Source organism: Pseudoduganella violacea, assembly GCF_014191875.1.
GTDB lineage: Bacteria > Pseudomonadota > Gammaproteobacteria > Burkholderiales > Burkholderiaceae_D > Rugamonas > Rugamonas violacea_A.
Genome location: NZ_JACHXD010000048.1, coordinates 1 through 1,260, shown reverse-complemented (window position 1 = coordinate 1,260; position 1,260 = coordinate 1). Strand labels below are relative to the sequence as shown.

General features: G+C 66.1%; 1 protein-coding gene. It reads left to right on the top strand.

Annotation, left to right across the window (positions count from 1 at the left end):
* Positions 1-1,260, top strand: a 1,260-nt coding sequence (locus FHS03_RS27865) for an amino acid adenylation domain-containing protein (protein ID WP_183444183.1), incomplete at both ends; no start/stop codon positions are given.

Sequence of the window (1,260 nt, the reverse complement as noted above, 5' to 3'; positions counted from 1 at the left end):
GACGTGGCGCGCGATGCCTATCTGTGGTCCGGCCAGCCGGACGGCAATCCGCCGCGCGCGGCGCTGGCGGACTGCCATCTGGCTTACATCATCTACACCTCCGGCTCGACCGGCCAGCCCAAGGGCGTGATGGTGCCGCATGCCGCGGTGCGCAACCTGGCGCAGGCGCAGATCGTGCTGTATGGCCTTTGTGCGGAGAGCCGGGTACTGCAATTCGTCTCGTTTGGTTTCGATGTCTGCGTGTCGGAAGTCATGATGGCCTTGTGTTCCGGCGCCAGCCTGCACTTGGCGCCGGCGCCTGCTTTGCAGCCGGGAGAAGCCTTGCTGGACACCTTGCGCAGCGCCGGCATCACGCATCTGAATTTGCCGTCGGCGGCGTTGGCTTTGCTGGCTCTTCCGCCGCAGGACGAGCCGTTGCCGCTCGAAGTGCTGGTGATGGGCGGCGATATTCTGGCGCCGCAATTGGCGCGCCAATGGTCGCGCCAGTGCCGTCTATTCAATGCCTATGGCCCGACCGAAGCGACGGTGTGCAGCCTGAACCATCTTTGCGATCCGCTGAACGAAGGCGCGGTGCCGCTGGGGCGGCCGCTTGCCAATACGCGCAGCTACATCCTCGATGCGCAAGGCCAGCCGGTTCCGCCTGGCGTGGCGGGCGAGTTGCATATCGGCGGCGCCGGCGTGGCGCGCGGCTACCTGGGGCGCGACGATCTGACAGCGCAGCGCTTCCTGGCCGATCCTTTCAGCGGTGAGGCTGGTGCGCGCATGTACCGCAGTGGCGATATGGCGCGCTGGCTGCCCGATGGCAGCATCGAATTCCTCGGTCGTGACGACTTCCAGGTCAAGCTGCGCGGCTTCCGCATCGAACTGGGTGAAATTGAAGCCTGTCTGGCGGCACATCCGGACGTGGCCGAAGCGGCGGTGCTGGCACGCGGCGAAGGTGAGGCGAAACGGCTGGTGGCTTACTATATTCCCGTCGCTGGCAGCGAGCCGGAAGCCGGACAACTGCACGCCTATCTGGCCGGCCAGCTGCCCGAATATATGGTGCCGGCCGCGTATATGGCGTTGGCCGCAATGCCGCTGACGCCGAACGGAAAGCTGGACCGGAATGCCCTGCCGGCGCCGGATGGCGCGGCGTACCGCCAGCGCGACTACGAAGCACCGCAGAGTGGAACGGAGACGGCGCTGGCCGCCATCTGGGCCGATCTGCTGCAACTGGAACAGGTGGGACGGCATGACCACTTCTTCGAACTGGGCGGCCAT